Here is a 15,704-nt window from a genome sequence, read left to right on the forward strand (position 1 = left end):
ACCGTGCGGGTGTTTCACCCCAGAGCCTCTCGGAGGCTTTCCGCCAGTGCGCGGCCCTCCTGCGGCGTCCAGGAGAGGATGCCGTTCTCCGCCATCAGCGCGTGGTACTGCTGTCTGTCGTACGGTGTGCCCGGCGGCAGCGGCGCGATGTGCCAGTGCAGATGGGAGTTGCCCTGCTGGCTGCCGAGGCTCAGCAGGTAGGTCCGCTCGGAGGGGACCGTCGCCTCGACCGCCAGCGCCACCCGGCGTACCAGGCGCATGAGCGCGAGATAGGCGTCCTCGTCCAGGTCGCGGACGGCGTGCTCGACGTGCTCCTTGGGGCATACCAGGACGTATCCCCACAGGGTGGCGTAGCGGGCGAGGAAGGCGATGTGGTGCTCGTCCTCGTAGAAGACCTCCTCCACGTCGTGGGCGGGGTCTCCGGCGACGATCGCGCAGACGAAGCAGGGGCCGTTGAGGCTGCGCTCGGTGTAGGCGGCCAGGTCGAAGGAATCTGCGTCCATCGGCCGAGAATGACAGAAACGGGGCGGGCCTGAACGATGTCAGGCCCGCCCCGTTCCTGCGGCCAGTCTCAGTGGCGGGTTCCAGTGGCGGGTCACGCCGGGAGCAGTTCCCGCTCGTCGTCGCGGGCGACGGCGGCCGACGCCGTCTGGTGCTGCCTCGGCAGGAACCTGGCGGAGATCGCGATCAGCACGCCGAGCACGACGGCCAGGCCGAGCGCGGTGCGCAGCGAGGTGAAGTCCGACACGAAGCCGATCACCACGGGGCCGAGCAGCAGTCCCGCGTACCCCATCGCGCCCGCCTGGGCGATGGCCGGGCCGGGGTTGTCGGTGGACGTACCGGCCAGTGACATCGTCAGCGGGGCGATGGTGGCCACGCCGAGTCCGACGAAGAACATCGCGGAGACCGCCACCAGCGGCGAGGACACGGTCAGTACGACGGTGAAGAAGGCGGCGGTGGCGAGACCCGACACCGTCATGATTCCCTTCACCCCGAACCGGACCCGCAGCCGGTCACCGGTGAGCCGGGCCAGCAGCATGCCGGCCTCGAAGATCGGGTAGCCCAGCGCGGCCAGCGCCTCCGGGGCGCCGAGCGAGTTGCGCAGGTAGAGGCCGTTCCAGTCGGCGACGGTGCCCTCGACCATGAAGGCGAAGAACATCATCGCGCCGAGCAGGTACACGACCGGCGGCATCCGGCGGCGCCCGGCGTTGTCGGCGGAGGCTGCGGCGGGGGTGTCGGGCAGGTAGGTGCGGCCGATGACGAACATCACCGGCAGCGCGGCCAGCGCCACGATCGTCAGGTTGGCGGTCAGCGACAGCCCCATCGCGATCGACAGCGAGCCGAACAGCCCGGCGCCCATCGCGCCCACGCACCAGCCGGCGTGCAGGCCGTTCATCAGCGGGCGGCCGTACCTCTTCTCGACCGTCGCGCCCTGGGCGTTCATGGCCACGTCGACGGCGCCGAAGGCCATGCCGAACAGGGCCGCCGTCACCATGAGCAGCGGCACGCTCGGTGCGAAGGCCAGCCCGAGCAGCGACAGCGCGGTCAGCGGCCCGGCCACGCGCAGCACGGTCCTGCTGCCCGCCCGGTTCATGAGACCGCGCATGGACTGCATCGTGACCAGCGCGCCCAGTCCCCACGCGAGCAGGAGCCCGCCGACCGCGGCCTCCGACAGGCCGAGCTTGTCGGTCAGCGAGGGGATGCGGACGGTCATGGTGCCGACCATCAGGCCGGCAAGGACGAAGGTGAGGATCGCCCCGAAACGGGCAGTCCTCAGGTCGCGGGTCATCGGCGGGGTCCTTTCAAAGCGGGTTCATACGGGAGTTTCAGGGCGCGTCTGAGCCGGGGTGTGTGATCAGAAGTGGGGTGTGGGCGTCCGTGGCGGGCGCGGTCTGAGCGTGCGGCTCCGGGCAACACGCCGCGCGTTGTCGGCATTCGGGGTGCCTGGTGCGCGCATGAAGAAGGGGCACGGCCGGGCGGCCGTACCCCTCGGTGACGCGGAGGGGTCAGAGGAGCGCCGTCAGGCGCTTCTCCAGTGCCTGCAGTTCGGCCTCCGAATGCAGGTCGGGGTCATGGCTGGCCACGTCCCACAGGCCCTCGCAGGCCAGGCGGACGATCTGGGCGGCCACCGGGTCGGGCTCGTCGTCGAGCGCCTCGGTGTGCCAGCGTTTCATCGCCTCGCGCACCGGCGCGAGCAGGAACATGTTGCCGGAGGAACCGGTGACCACGGCCCATCGTCGCAGCCTGCCGGTGCGGATGGCGGTCATGGTGGCGCCCAGGTACCTTCGGGTGTAGGTGCCGTGCGGTTGCTCGGCCACGAGTTCGTCGAAGTCGGTGATGAGCCGTTCGGCCATCGCCTTGATCAACGCGTCCTTGGTGCTGAAGTGGTAGAGCAGGCCGCCCTTGCTGACGCCCGCGCGCTCGGCCACCGCGGCCAGGGTGAGCGCGTCGGACCCCTGGTCGCACAGCAGACCCTCGGCGGCGTCCAACAGCTCATCCCTACGCATACCTGACACTGTACCGTCCGGACGGTACAGTTGCAAACGGGATACCCTTACCGCGTGACCAGACCGTCGGCCTACCTTGATCACGCGGCGACCACGCCCATGCTGCCCGAGGCCGTCGCGGCCATGACGGAGCAGCTCGGACGCGTGGGAAACGCCTCGTCGCTGCACACCGCCGGGCGCCGTACGCGCCGGGTGGTCGAAGAGTCGCGCGAGAGCATCGCGGATGCCCTCGGCGCCCGTCCCAGCGAGGTCGTCTTCACCTCGGGCGGCACCGAGGCCGACAACCTCGCGGTCAAGGGCCTCTACTGGTCGCGCGGGCCCGCCCGGCGGGTGCTCGTCAGCGCGATCGAGCACCACGCGGTCCTCGACCCCGCCCACTGGCTCCAGCGCGACCAGGGCGCCGACGTCCGCCTGCTGCCGGTCGACCACCAGGGCAGGGTGCGGCCGGAGGTCCTCGCCGAGGAACTCGGCCGCGACCCCGGCGGCGTCGCGCTGGTCAGCGTGATGTGGGCCAACAACGAGGTCGGCACCGTCCAGCCCGTCGCAGAACTGGCCGCCCTCGCCCGCGCGGCCGGTGTCCCCTTCCACACCGACGCGGTGCAGGCGGTCGGCCACCTGCCCGTCTCCTTCGCGGGCTCCGGCGTCGACGCGCTCTCCCTCACCGGCCACAAGATCGGCGGGCCCATCGGGGTCGGCGCGCTGCTGCTCGGCCGGGGCCTCACGCCGGTCTCCGTCGTGCACGGCGGCGGCCAGGAGCGCGACGTGCGCTCCGGCACCCTCGACGCACCCGCCATCGCGGGGCTCGCCGCCGCCGTCCGCGTCGCGGTCGCCCACCGCGAGCACGAGGCCGCCCGGGTCGCGGCCCTGCGCGACGACCTCGTCCACCGGGTACGGCAGGCGGTCCCCGACGCCGTCCTCAACGGCGACCCCGACCACCGGCTGCCGGGCAACGCCCACTTCTCCTTCCCCGGCTGCGAGGGCGACGCGCTGCTGATGCTCCTCGACGCCAAGGGCGTGGAGTGCTCGACCGGGTCCGCCTGCTCGGCCGGGGTGTCCCAGCCGTCGCACGTGCTGCTGGCGATGGGCGCCGACGCCGACACGGCGCGCGGCTCCCTCCGCTTCACCCTGGGCCACACCTCCACGGGCGAGGACGTCGACCGCCTGATCGAAGCCCTCCCCGCCGTGGTCGAGCGGGCCCGCAGGGCGGGCCTGAGCTGACTTTCGGCCACCCGGCCGCTCTCGGGGTGTGACAAAGGGCGGCCCGCCGCGCTCTCGGGCGTATAAAGGGAGGACCGCTACCCGCTCAGCTCAGGAACGGTGCGACGGAGACCCACCCCGGGTCGGCGGAGACCTCCACGCCGGCGTCCGCCCAGCCGTCGGCGACCTCGCGCGCGACCAGTGCGCCCCTGCCCGCCGGGTCGGCGTACACGTGGACGACCCGGCGGCCCTCCGCGCTCAGGTGCGCGGCCAACAATGCCTCCGTGTACGGCTCGGCCAGCCGCGCCGTCAGCCGCTCCTCGAACTCGCGCAGCGCCTCCAGCGAGTCGCCCTGCGGCAGCCCGTTCTCGTCACGGTCGGAGTAGGGCAGCGTGATCTCCACGTGCTGGTCGTAGAGCGGGTAGTCGACCGGCCGCAGCGGATAGCGGGCCGCCGCCACCAGCGACGCGCCCCCGGCCGTCACACCTTCGAGCAGCGCCCACTGCTCCTCGTCGAAGCCCGAGGCGATGTCGTCGACCACGGCCCGAAGGTGCGCCGAGGCCACCGCGTCGATCGGCGGGAACGTCGCCGCCGTGATCTCACCCACCCAGCGGGCCACGTCGTCCTCGCCGAGCAGCCGGTCGAGCGCCAGCAGCGTGGCGTCCATGCGGGCCTCGTCGTCGAGGTCGCCGAAGATCGGGTGGTAGGCGGCCACGTCGATGCGCGCGGAACCGCGCGGCACCCGCAGCCCCAGCGTGAGCTGCTCCAGCGCGAACTCCCTGCCCGCGATCTCCACCGTCAGCTCGCTCGCCAGCGGGCTGGCTTCCCGCGTCGGCCGGAACTCCCACAGCAGGTCGGACGGCGGCGCCGCCTTGGCCCACCGATGCGCGAGCGGGCGCAGCTCGGCGTCGCCCGCCGCCGTCACCACGAGCGCGTGGGCGGCCTCGCGGCCCGGCGCGATCTCGTGGACCAGATCGGGATCGAGCCGCGACACGGCGGGCGCGAGCGCCTCGGCCAGCCCGGCGGTGTCGCCGGCCGCGACGAGCGCGTCGAGCTTCGGCCTGGTCTCCTCCCACCACGCCCAGAAGGCGGGGATCCGGTCGGCAGGTTCGTGGGGCTGGTCGTCCTTGCGCCCGAACAGTCGCATAGCCCGTCATTCTCGCAGAGCCCGGGGGTACTCGCTCCGGACGCCCGGGTAGTCTGGGACGGTCATGGGACTTCGTGTGCTTGCCGCCATGTCGGGCGGCGTCGACTCCGCAGTGGCCGCCGCTCGCATCGCCGAGGCCGGTCACGATGTCACCGGCGTGCATCTGGCGCTGTCGGCCAATCCGCAATCCCACCGCACGGGCGCCAGGGGCTGCTGCACGGTCGAGGACTCCCGCGACGCCCGCCGCGCCGCCGACGTGATCGGCATCCCGTTCTACATCTGGGACATGGCCGAGCGCTTCCAGCGCGACGTGGTCGAGGACTTCGTGGCCGAGTACGCCGCAGGCCGTACCCCCAACCCGTGCCTGCGCTGCAACGAGAAGATCAAGTTCGCGGCGGTGCTCGACCGGGCGCTGGCCCTCGGCTTCGACGCGGTCGCCACCGGCCACCACGCGCGCCTGGCCGACGGCGTGCTGTCCAGGAGCGTCGACGCGGGCAAGGACCAGTCGTACGTGCTCGGCGTGCTCACCCGCGAGCAGCTCGGCCACGCGATCTTCCCGCTGGGCGGCTCCACCAAGGCCGAGGTGCGCGAGGAGGCCGCGCGGCGCGGGCTGACCGTGGCCGACAAGCCCGACAGCCACGACATCTGCTTCATCGCCGACGGCGACACCCGGGGCTTCCTGGCCGCCCGGCTCGGCGCCGAGCAGGGCGCGATCGTCGACCAGGAGGGCGCGGTCGTCGGCAGCCACCAGGGCGCCCACGGCTTCACCGTCGGCCAGCGCAAGGGCCTGCGCATCGACCGGCCCGCCGCCGACGGCCGCCCCCGTTACGTGCTGTCGATCGAGCCGGTGAGCAACACCGTGACGGTCGGGCCGCGCTCGGCGCTGGAGGTCACCACGGTGACGTGCGTGCGCCCGCTGTGGAACGGCCCGCAGGCGGCGCAGGGGCCGCTCACCGTGCAGCTTCGGGCCCACGGCGAGGTGTACGGCTGCGCCTACGAGAGCGCGGGCGACAACCTGGTCATCACCCTCGACCGGCCCGCCACGGGCGTGGCGGCGGGCCAGGCGGCGGTGTTGTACTCGGGCGACGTGGTGCTCGGCTCGGCCACCATCGCCTCCGCCGCCTGAACGACGCCGCCTGCCGCCCGGCGTGCCGCGCCCGCTACGGAAGAGTCACCGACTCGCCGATGGCCAGGCGACGCATGTCGGCGCCCTGCTTGTCCGACTCCATGCGCAGCCAGTTGTCCACGAGCGGCAGCGCGCGATCGTGGTAGAGCCCGTCGTGGGTCGAGTACGCGCGGCGCGGCCTGACCGTGCGCAGGTACTCCACGACCTCGGCGAGCTTCAGCCAGGGCGCGCCCGTCGGCACGAGCAGCGTGGGCACCTCCGCCTCCGGCACCGTCAGCGCGTCACCCGGATAGAAGACCTCGGAGTCCACCATGAATCCGACGTTCTGGATGATCGGCATGTCAGGGTGGACCCGCGCATGCCACTCGCCGACGGCCTCCACCGTGAACCCGGCCGAGGTGAAGGTGTCGCCGTGCCGTACGACGCGGACCTCGACCGGCAGGTCGCCCAGCTCGTTCGCGACCGCCTCGCAGGTCCAGACCGGGAGGCCGGGCGGGGCCGTCCTGAGGCGTTCGACGTCGACGTGGTCGGGGTGCGCGTGGGTGACGAGTACCGCGTCGGCGCCGTCGAGCACCGGCCCCTCGGTGTAGACGCCGGGGTCGATGACCAGCGTCTTGCCGTCCTTCTCCAGCCGGACGCAGGCGTGGCCGTGTTTCGTCAGCTTCATGATCCCACGATAGACACGCTCCCGGGGGGCCCTAGGCTGGGCGCATGACTGCGTGGGAGGCGACCGGCATCGGGTCACACCCGGGTGAGGACCACCTGGAGGCGCTGCGGGTGGTGTTCGGCGAGGTGCCCGCTCTGCCGTACCTTCCCGAGCTGCCCGGGCGTGGCGTCGGCGCCGACATGATCGGGCGTACCGCCGCACTGCTGGTCGAGCTGCCCGTCGAGGTGCAGCCGTCCGGCTGGCGGCTCACCGACCGGCCGGGCCGCGACCACCGGCGCGCGGTCGATCATCTTCGGCGCGACCTCGACGGCCTGGAGGAGATCGGCCACGGGCACGTGGGGCCGGTCAAGGTGCAGGTCTGCGGCCCCTGGACGCTCGCGGGGGCGATCGAGCTGCGCCACGGCAACCTGATGCTCTCCGACCCGGGCGCCGTGCGCGACCTCACCGCCTCGCTCGCGCAGGGCGTCGCCGACCACGTCTCAGAGGTACGCCGCAGGCTCCCCGGCGCCACCGAGGTGGTGCTGCAGCTCGACGAGCCCGGCCTGCCCGGGGTGCTGGCGGGGACCGTTCCGACCGCCTCCGGGTTCGGCCGGCTGCCCGCCGTCGAGGAGTGGCGGGTCGAGGAGTCGCTGAAGGCGTTCGAGGCGCCGCTGGTCCACTGCTGCGCGCCGGGCGTGCCGTTCGCGCTGCTGCGCAGGGCCGGGGTGCGCGGGGTGAGCGTGGACGCCGCCCTGCTGCGCAGACGCGACGAGGAGGTCCTGGGCGAGGCCGTCGAGGCGGGGATGCGGTTCCTGCTGGGCGTCGTGCCGTCCGCCGACACGCGGCTGCCCGACGCCGGCGTGCTGGCCAGGCCCGCGAGCGAGCTGTGGCGGCGGCTCGGGTTCGCGCCCGGCGAACTTGCCGGGCAGGTCACGCTGACGCCCGCGTGCGGGCTGGCCGGAGCCTCGCCCGCCTACGCACGGGCGGCGCTTTCGGCCTGCCGCAAGGCCGCGCACGTGCTGCGCGACGACCCGACGAGCGGGATGGAACCCGGCGGGTAACGGCCGGCGCCCCTCACCTGGGCGGTAGCGTTCCCTCAGAACGCCGACCAGGGGAAGGGCCAGAGGAGATGAGCGCCGAGATCGAGGGCGTCCCGGTGGACGCGGTCGAGAGACACGCCGAGCTGAACGCGCTGGTCGCCGAGGCCCGTTACCGCTACTACGAGCTGGACCAGCCCACGGTCAGCGACGCCGAGTTCGACGGGTGGTTCACCGAGCTGCTGGCGCTGGAGGAGTCTCATCCGTCCCTGCGCGTGCCCGACTCGCAGACCCAGCAGATCGGGCCCGCCGCCACCGGCGGCGACTTCGCCAAGGTCGAGCACCTGGCCCGCATGGAGAGCCTCGACAACGCCTTCGACGGCGCCGCCCTGGCCGCCTGGCAGGTGCGGGCGGAGAAGCTGGCCGAGGGGGACGCCGGGCCGTACCTGTGCGAGCTGAAGATCGACGGGACCGCGATGGCGCTCATCTACCGCGACGGGCGGCTGGAGCGCGGCGCAACGCGCGGCGACGGACGCAGGGGCGACGACGTGACCGCCAACGTCCGCACGATCAGGGGCGTGCCGCACCGGCTGACCGGCGACGACCTTCCGTCGCTGGTGGAGGTCAGGGGCGAGGTCTACTTCCCGGTGGCGGAGTTCAAGGAGCTCAACGAGCAGCTCGTCGCCGAGGGCAAGCCGCCCTTCGCCAACCCGCGCAACGCGGCGGCGGGCTCGCTGCGGCAGAAGGACCCCAGGATCTCCGCGCAGCGGCCGCTGCGCCTGATCGTGCACGGCATCGGCGTGTGGGAGGGCGCGGCCGAGCCCCGGACGCAGTCGGAGGTCTACGACCGGTTGCGCGCCTTCGGCCTGCCGGTCAGCGACCTGTACCGGGTGGTGCCGGGCCTGCCGGGGATCGAGGAGTTCATCGAGTTCTACCGTGAGCACCGCCACGATCCCGCCTACGAGATCGACGGCGTCGTCGTGAAGATCGACGACTTCCGCACCCAGCGCGAGCTGGGCTCGACGGCGCGGGCGCCGCGCTGGGCCATCGCCTTCAAGTACCCGCCGGAGGAGGTCAACACCGAGTTGCTCGACATCCAGGTCGGCGTCGGGCGCACCGGGCGGGTGACGCCGTACGCGGTCATGGAGCCGGTGCAGGTCGCGGGCTCGACGGTGGAGCGGGCGACCCTCCACAACGCCGAGATCGTGAAGAAGAAGGGTGTGCTCATCGGCGACACCGTGGTGCTGCGCAAGGCGGGCGACGTGATCCCCGAGATCCTCGGCCCGGTGGTGGCGCTGCGCGACGGCACCGAGCGCGAGTTCGTGATGCCCACGCACTGCCCGGCCTGCGGCACCCCGCTCGCCTACGAGAAGGAGGGCGACGCCGACCTGCGCTGCCCCAACGGCAAGAGCTGCCCGACGCAGTTGCGCGAGCGCATCTTCAGCCTGGCCGGGCGCTACGCCTTCGACATCGAGGGCCTCGGCGAGGTCGCCGCGACCGCGCTCACCCAGCCGCTGTCGCCGCAGGAGCCCGCGCTGCGGACCGAGGCCGACCTGTTCGACCTCACGCTGGAGCGGCTGACGCCGATCCGCTCGATCGTGCGCGACCCCGACACCGGGCTGCCCAAGCCGGACGAGCGCACGGGGGCGCCGCAGAAGGTCGTCTCGCTGTTCTCCAACCAGAACGGCGAGCCGTCCGAGGCGGCGCTGAAGCTGCTGGACGAACTGGAGAAGGCCAAGGACGCCGAGCTGTGGCGGGTGCTGGTGGCGCTGTCCATTCGGCACATCGGGCCGCCCACGGCCCGCGCGCTGGCCACGGCGTTCCGCTCGATGGAGGCCGTCATGGCGGCCACGCAGGAGGAGCTCACCGCCGTGGACGGCATCGGCGACACGGTCGCGGCCACGGTCATGAACTGGTTCGCCGTCAACTGGCACCGGGAGATCGTCGAGCGCTGGCGGGCCTCGGGGGTGCGGATGGAGGACGCGCCGGCGCCGGAGAAGGGGCCGCAGACCCTCGAAGGGCTGACGTTCGTGGTGACCGGCACGCTGGCGGGCTTCACCCGCGACTCCGCCGCGCAGGCGATCACCGATCGCGGCGGCAAGGTCGCGAGTTCGGTGTCGAAGAAGACGGCCTTCGTGGTGGTGGGGGAGAACGCCGGGTCGAAGTATGACAAGGCGGTCGAGCTGAAGGTGCCGGTCCTCGACGCGGCCGGGTTCGCCGTGCTCCTGGAGTCCGGGCCGGAGGCCGCGGCGGAGGCTGCGCCGGCGCCGGAGGCATAGCTGGAGCGCCGAGATGTGAAAAAGTTTCTGGAGCGCCAGCCTCCATCGGCCCGATGACATGGTGAAAGACCCCCGAAGCCGCCGGGGAGGTCGGTGCGGATTGCGGGGGTATGTCGGAATGCCGACGTGACGGAACGTGCGCGATCGGTTTCGCGAAGTGGGGTGGAGGTCGTACCCTCCCATAGTGACCTAATGGGGGTTCTGTTACTCATGGCTGACCCAAACGACACCCGCGACATCGGTCCCCGGCCCGGCACGCCCCTGTGGGCCTTCCTCGCCGGAATCTCCGTGCTCGGCCTGACGGCGCTGGTCGTGGCGCTGCTCGGGCACGACCTCGTCGCGCTGGCCGAGCTCGCCCGCACCCCGCTGTTCTGGGTGCTCGCCGTCCTCGTCGTCCTGGGCGAGCTGCGGCCCGTGATGCTGTCGTCCGCGGCGTCGGTCGGCGGCACCCACCCCTCGACCATGTTCACCTTCGCCGTCCTGCTGCACCTCGGCCTGCCCACCGCCGTGCTCATGCAGGTCGTCGCCGTGGTCATGAACGGGATCGTCACCCGCAAGTCGTGGCACCGGGTGATCTTCAACGTCGCCCAGTCCACGCTCGCGCTCACCGCCTCCGCCGCGGTGCTCGGCCTGTTCGGGGTCGCGCCGAGCCCGGCCGCCCCCTGGGTTCCCTCCGGCGCCGACCTGCTCGCCATCGCGCTGGCCGGTGTCGCCTACTTCGTCGTACGGGCGTTGCTCGTGTGCGGCGCCGTCGCCCTGCACGAGCGCCGTTCCATGCTGCGGGTCCTGCGCGCCACCTCGGGCCCGCAGGCCCTCGTCTACAGCGCACTGCTCGGCCTGGCGCCGCTCGTCGTGGTCGTCATGAACCACTCGCCCGGCCTGGTGCCGATGTTCGTCGCCCCGCTCGCCGCCGTCTACTTCACCGCCACGCTGTCCATGCGCCGCGACCACCAGGCCATGCACGACGAACTGACCGGCCTGCCCAACCGCAAGCTGCTCAGCGTCAGCACCGAAGAAGCGCTGGCCGAGGCCCGCGACGGCGAGCGCGTCGGGTTCTTCCTGCTCGACCTGCACGGCCTCAAGCAGGTCAACGACACGCTCGGCCACCCCGTCGGCGACCGCCTGCTCCAGCTCATGGCCCACCGCCTCACCCACTCCGTACGGCCCGGCGACGTCGTCGCCCGCCTCGGCGGGGACGAGTTCGCCGTCCTCCTGCCCAAGATCAGGGACGTCCAAGCCGCCCGCGAGGTCGCCGCCCGTCTCCGGGTCGCCCTCACCGAGTCCGTACGCCTGGAGGGCATGTCGTTCGACCTCGACGGCGCCGTCGGCATCGCCCTCTACCCCGACCACGCCCCCGACTTCGAACTGCTGCTGCAGCGCGCCGACGTCGCCATGTACCAGGCCAAGGAGGCCCGTACCGGCGTCGAGCTCTACCAGGCGGACAAAGACCGCAACTCGCCCGAACGTCTCGGCCTGTTCGGCGAGCTGCGCCGCGCGCTCGAAAGCGGCCAGCTCGACCTGCACTACCAGCCCAAGGTCGACCTGGAGGACGGCCGTGTGATCGGCATGGAGGCGCTGCTGCGCTGGGACCACCCGACGCGCGGCCGGATCCCGCCCGCCGAGTTCATCCCGCTGGCCGAGCAGTCCTACCTGATGCGCCAGCTCACCGAGTACGTCATCGACCGCGCGCTGGCCCAGGCCGCCCGCTGGTGGCACCTCGGGTTGCGCGTGCAGCTGGCCGTCAACATCTCGGCCCGCGACCTGCTCGACTCGGCGTTGCCCGACCAGCTCGCCGTCGGCCTGGCCCGCTACCGTCTGCCTCCGGTGGCCATCCAGCTGGAGGTCACCGAGCGGGTGCTGACGGGGGAGCAGGCCCACGAGACCATCAGGGCCCTCGCCGTGCTGGGCGTGCCGCTGAGCCTCGACGACTTCGGCACCGGCTACTCCTCGCTGATCCGGCTGCAGCGCCTGGTCGTGTCGGAGGTCAAGATCGACGCCTCCTTCGTCACCCGCATCGGCGAGTCCGCCGACGACGAGCGCATCGTCCGCTCCATCGTCGACCTGGTGCGTTCGCTGGGGCTGCGCTCGGTCGCCGAGGGCGTCGAGTCCGAGGACATCGCCGCCCGGCTGCGCGCCATGGGCTGCGATCTCGGGCAGGGCTGGTTCTACTCCGAGCCGATGCCGTCCCCGGAGGCCACGGCCTGGCTCGGTGAGCGGTGCGCGCCCGAGCTGGCGGAGGCCACGCAGACGGCCTGACCCCAGGTTGCCGGGTGGGGGCGGGCCGCAGGCCCCCTAGGATGGCAGTGTCCAAAACTCCATCCAGAAACGGGTTCAACGACTCATGTCCGCCATAACCCGCGACGAGGTCGCCCACCTGGCCCGACTGTCCAGGATGGCGCTGTCCGACGACGAACTCGACCACTACGCCACCCAGCTCGATGCCATCATCGAGGCTGTCGCGAAGGTCGCCGAGGTCGCCGCCGAGGACGTGCCACCTTCCTCGCACGCGCTCCCGCTGACCAACGTCTTCCGCGCCGACGAGGTGCGCCAGTCCCTGACGCCCGAGCAAGCCCTGGCCGGGGCCCCGGCCGTCGAGGACGACCGCTTCCGCGTTCCGCGCATCCTGGGAGAGGAAGCATGAGTCTCACCCGTAAGTCCGCGGCCGAACTCGGCGCCCTGATCGCGGCGGGCGAGACCACCGCCGTCGAGGTCGCCCAGGCCCACCTCGACCGGATGGCCGAGGTCGAGCCCAAGGTCAACGCGTTCCTCCACATCGACGCCGAGACGACCCTCGCGCAGGCCCGCGCCGTCGACGCCCGCCTCGCCGCAGGCGAGAAGCTCGGCCCGCTCGCCGGTGTGCCGATCGCGCACAAGGACATCTTCTCCACCCACGACATGCCGACCACGGCCGCCTCGAAGATCCTCGAAGGCTGGCGGCCGCCGTTCGACGCCACCGTCACCGCACGCCTGCGCGCGGCCGGGCTGGTCATCCTCGGCAAGACCAACCTCGACGAGTTCGCGATGGGCTCTTCCACCGAGAACTCCGCCTTCGGCGAATCCCACAACCCGTGGGACCTCACCCGCACCCCCGGCGGCTCCTCCGGCGGCTCGTCGGCGGCCGTCGCCGCCTACGAGGCCCCGCTGTCCACCGGCACCGACACCGGCGGCTCCATCCGCCAGCCCGCCGCCGTCACCGGCATCGTCGGCATGAAGCCGACCTACGGCGGCTCCTCGCGGTACGGCGTCATCGCCTTCGCCAGCTCGCTCGACACGCCCGGCCCGTTCGCGCGCAACGTGCTCGACACCGCGCTGCTGCACGAGGTCTTCTCCGGCCACGACCCGATGGACTCCACCTCCATCGACGCGCCGGTGCCGTCCGTGGTCGAGGCCGCGCGCCACGGCGACGTCCAGGGCATGCGCATCGGCGTCGTCAAGGAGTTCGCGGGCGAGGGCTACCAGCAGGGCGTGCTCAACCGCTTCCACGAGGCGGTCGCGCTGCTGGAGTCGCTGGGCGCCAAGGTCGTCGAGGTCTCCTGCCCGACGTTCACCACCGCGCTGCCCGCCTACTACCTCATCGCGCCGTCCGAGGCCTCCTCCAACCTGGCCCGCTTCGATGCCATGCGCTACGGCCTGCGCGTCGGCGACGACGGCACCCGCAGCGCCGAGGAGGTCATGGCGCTGACCCGGGCCGCCGGATTCGGCCCCGAGGTCAAGCGCCGCGTCATGCTCGGCACGTACGCGCTGTCGAGCGGCTACTACGACGCCTACTACGGCCAGGCCCAGAAGGTGCGCACGCTCATCACACGCGACTTCGAGGCCGCCTACCAGCAGGTCGACGTCCTCATCTCGCCGACCACGCCGACCACGGCGTTCAAACTGGGCGAGCGCACCGGCGACCCGATGGCGATGTACCTCGCCGACCTGTGCACGATCCCGTCCAACCTCACGGGCAACGCGGCCATCTCGGTGCCGTGCGGACTCGCCGACGAGGACAACCTGCCGGTCGGCCTGCAGATCATGGCCCCGGTGCTCGGCGACGACCGCTGCTACCGCGTGGCCTCGGCCGTGGAACAGGCCCTGGAGAGCCGCTGGGGCGGCCCGCTGCTGAAGGAGGCTCCGGCGCTGTGAGCACGATCCCATTCGACGAGGCACTCGGCCGATACGAGCCGGTCCTCGGCCTGGAGACGCATGTCGAACTCGGCACCGCCTCCAAGATGTTCTGCGGGTGCAAGACCACCTTCGGCGGCGCCCCCAACACCCAGGTCTGCCCGACCTGCCTGGCCCTGCCCGGCGCGCTGCCGGTGGCCAACGAGAAGGCGATCGAGTCGACGATCCGCATCGGCCTGGCGCTGAACTGCTCCATCGCCGAGTGGTGCCGCTTCGCCCGGAAGAACTACTTCTATCCGGACATGCCGAAGAACTACCAGATCTCGCAGTACGACGAGCCGCTCTGCTTCGACGGCCACATCGACGTCGAGGTCGAGGGCGAGATCGTCCGCATCGAGATCGAGCGGGTGCACCTGGAGGAGGACACCGGCAAGTCCACCCACATGGGTGGCGCGACCGGGCGCATCCACGGCGCCGACCACTCCATCGTCGACTACAACCGGGCGGGCATCCCGCTGGTCGAGATCGTCACCAAGCCGATCCCGGGCACCGACCGGCTCGCGCCCGAGGTGGCCAGGGCCTACGTCACCGAACTACGCGAGGTCATGCGGTCGCTCGGGGTCTCCGACGTACGCATGGAGGAAGGTTCCCTGCGCTGCGACGTCAACGTGTCGCTGATGCCGCGCGGCGGCAGCGAGTGGGGCACCCGCACCGAGACCAAGAACGTCAACTCGCTGCGCAGCGTCGAGCGTTCGGTGCGCTCGGAGATCGAGCGGCAGGCCGCGATCCTCGACGGCGGCGGCAAGATCGTCCAGGAGACCCGCCACTTCCACGAGGACACCGGCACCACCACCTCGGGCCGTTCCAAGGAGGAGGCGCAGGACTACCGCTACTTCCCCGAGCCCGACCTGGTGCCGATCGCGCCGGATCCGGCGTGGGTGGCCGAGCTGAAGTCCGAACTGCCCGAGCTGCCCTCGGTCAGGCGCAAGCGGCTGCAGGCCGAGTGGGGCGTGTCCGACCTCGACATGCAGGCCATGCACAACGCCGACGCCATCGACCTGGTCGAGGCGACGGTGACGGCGGGCGCACCGGCGGCCGACGCGCGCAAGTGGTGGATGGGCGAGCTGGCCCGGCGGGCCAACGAGTCCGGCACCGCGCTGGGCGACCTGCCGATCACCCCGTCCGACGTCGCGCGGGTGACCGCGCTGGTTTCCTCGGGGGCGCTCAACGACAAGCTGGCCAGGCAGGTGCTGGAGGGCGTCCTGGCCGGTGAGGGCACGCCGGACGAGGTCGTGGCGGCACGCGGGCTGCAGATCGTCAACGACGAGGGCGAGCTGACGGCGATCATCTCCCAGGTGCTCGCGGACAACGCGGACGTGGCGGAGAAGGTACGCTCCGGCAAGATCGCGGCGGTGGGCGCGCTGGTCGGCGGCGTCATGAAGGCCAGCCGAGGCAAGGCGGACGCGGGCCGCGCCCGCGAACTGATCCTGGAACAACTCGGCGTCAGCGAGTAGCTGTGGTGAAGCCCTGGGCCCCGACACCCAGGGCTTCACCCCTAAAGGCAAGGTCCTCGCGCGGCTCCCCTCATTGGGGCTTTCGCCCCAAACCCCGAGCGGGGGCCCCGGCCCCTGCACACCGAGTCCGTGATGGGATCGACG

At 72.0% G+C, this 15,704-nt stretch carries 13 protein-coding genes; 8 read left to right on the top strand and 5 right to left on the bottom strand.

Going from position 1 to position 15,704, the window contains the following annotated elements; translation table 11 throughout:
- Positions 1-14: 14 nt before the first annotated feature.
- From ABD120_RS10010 to ABD120_RS10020, 3 genes are all read right to left on the bottom strand, one after another.
- Positions 15-503: an HIT family protein gene (locus ABD120_RS10010; RefSeq protein WP_343949478.1), complete on the bottom strand. Its 489-nt coding sequence runs from the start codon at positions 501-503 to the stop codon at positions 15-17.
- A gap of 92 nt (positions 504-595) precedes the next feature.
- On the bottom strand, positions 596-1,789 hold the full coding sequence (locus ABD120_RS10015; protein WP_343949479.1) for an MFS transporter: 1,194 nt from the start codon (positions 1,787-1,789) through the stop codon (positions 596-598).
- A 217-nt stretch (positions 1,790-2,006) separates the two neighbouring features.
- Positions 2,007-2,507 carry a TetR/AcrR family transcriptional regulator gene (locus ABD120_RS10020; RefSeq protein ID WP_343949480.1) on the bottom strand — a complete coding sequence of 167 codons (501 nt, stop codon included), beginning with the start codon at positions 2,505-2,507 and terminating at the stop codon, positions 2,007-2,009.
- Positions 2,508-2,561: 54 nt separating this feature from the next.
- Here ABD120_RS10020 and ABD120_RS10025 point away from each other — a divergent pair, with 54 nt between their 5' ends.
- A complete protein-coding gene (locus tag ABD120_RS10025) occupies positions 2,562-3,725 on the top strand; it encodes a cysteine desulfurase family protein (RefSeq protein ID WP_343949481.1) in 1,164 nt (387 codons plus the stop codon).
- Between the two features lie 85 nt (positions 3,726-3,810).
- Here the strand turns inward: ABD120_RS10025 and ABD120_RS10030 are convergent, their stop codons facing one another.
- Positions 3,811-4,851, bottom strand: a complete 1,041-nt coding sequence (locus ABD120_RS10030) for a DUF695 domain-containing protein (protein ID WP_343949482.1) — start codon at positions 4,849-4,851, stop codon at positions 3,811-3,813.
- 64 nt (positions 4,852-4,915) lie between these two features.
- On the opposite strand from ABD120_RS10030, the gene mnmA reads away from it, so the two are divergent.
- Positions 4,916-5,977, top strand: coding sequence for a tRNA 2-thiouridine(34) synthase MnmA (gene mnmA / locus ABD120_RS10035; RefSeq protein ID WP_343949483.1), 1,062 nt, complete (start codon positions 4,916-4,918; stop codon positions 5,975-5,977).
- Positions 5,978-6,011: 34 nt separating this feature from the next.
- Here mnmA and ABD120_RS10040 read toward each other — a convergent pair whose 3' ends face one another.
- The gene (locus tag ABD120_RS10040; RefSeq protein WP_343949484.1) at positions 6,012-6,644 is read right to left on the bottom strand and encodes an MBL fold metallo-hydrolase; all 633 of its coding nucleotides are present in this window, start codon (positions 6,642-6,644) and stop codon (positions 6,012-6,014) included.
- A gap of 44 nt (positions 6,645-6,688) precedes the next feature.
- On the opposite strand from ABD120_RS10040, the gene ABD120_RS10045 reads away from it, so the two are divergent.
- The 6 genes from ABD120_RS10045 (at position 6,689) to gatB (ending at position 15,560) form a co-directional block, all read left to right on the top strand.
- The gene (locus ABD120_RS10045; protein ID WP_343949485.1) at positions 6,689-7,684 is read left to right on the top strand and encodes a methionine synthase; all 996 of its coding nucleotides are present in this window, start codon (positions 6,689-6,691) and stop codon (positions 7,682-7,684) included.
- A gap of 68 nt (positions 7,685-7,752) precedes the next feature.
- Positions 7,753-9,939 (top strand): NAD-dependent DNA ligase LigA, encoded by a 2,187-nt coding sequence (gene ligA, locus ABD120_RS10050; protein WP_343949486.1) that lies wholly within the window; start codon positions 7,753-7,755, stop codon positions 9,937-9,939.
- A 210-nt stretch (positions 9,940-10,149) separates the two neighbouring features.
- On the top strand, positions 10,150-12,195 hold the full coding sequence (locus ABD120_RS10055; protein WP_343949487.1) for a putative bifunctional diguanylate cyclase/phosphodiesterase: 2,046 nt from the start codon (positions 10,150-10,152) through the stop codon (positions 12,193-12,195).
- An 85-nt stretch (positions 12,196-12,280) separates the two neighbouring features.
- Entirely contained in the window at positions 12,281-12,580 is a 300-nt protein-coding gene (gene gatC / locus ABD120_RS10060; protein WP_184960458.1) for an Asp-tRNA(Asn)/Glu-tRNA(Gln) amidotransferase subunit GatC, read from the top strand.
- Positions 12,577-14,067, top strand: a complete 1,491-nt coding sequence (gatA, locus tag ABD120_RS10065) for an Asp-tRNA(Asn)/Glu-tRNA(Gln) amidotransferase subunit GatA (RefSeq protein WP_343949488.1) — start codon at positions 12,577-12,579, stop codon at positions 14,065-14,067. Before gatC ends, gatA begins: the two co-directional genes overlap by 4 nt.
- Complete coding sequence (gene gatB, locus ABD120_RS10070) at positions 14,028-15,560, top strand: Asp-tRNA(Asn)/Glu-tRNA(Gln) amidotransferase subunit GatB (RefSeq protein ID WP_343949672.1); 1,533 nt, start codon at positions 14,028-14,030, stop codon at positions 15,558-15,560. The genes gatA and gatB overlap by 40 nt, the downstream gene beginning before the upstream one ends.
- Positions 15,561-15,704: the final 144 nt, after the last annotated feature.

This window comes from Nonomuraea longicatena, assembly GCF_039525605.1.
In the GTDB taxonomy this organism is placed as follows: Bacteria; Actinomycetota; Actinomycetes; order Streptosporangiales; family Streptosporangiaceae; genus Nonomuraea; species Nonomuraea longicatena.